The following is a 240-nucleotide window of genomic DNA, read 5'->3' on the forward strand; positions in this document are numbered from 1 at the left end:
GTGCCGATTAGCGCCGTTGCTGAAGTCACTTCCGCCGGGCTGTTGATAGCCGGGGAAGGGATTCGGATGGGCGTAGGCGGCGTGGCCGGGCTGTTTCGAGAAAAATATCGCGCCGATCCCAAACCCCGGCGCTTTGCCCTGGGCGCGCTGGACGGCTCCGGCGTGCCACGAGTGGTCGGTTTTTTTTCCCTTTACCCGGAGCCTGAGTTTCAGCCGGGAGACGCCATGAAGCTCCATCTG

At 62.9% G+C, this 240-nt stretch carries 1 protein-coding gene; it reads left to right on the forward strand.

The window, feature by feature from the left end:
• Positions 1–240, forward strand: a 240-nt coding sequence (locus ACZ3HG_RS24730) for a hypothetical protein (RefSeq protein ID WP_465335170.1), incomplete at both ends; no start/stop codon positions are given.

This window comes from Erwinia sp. PME.40.26/001, assembly GCF_055556675.1.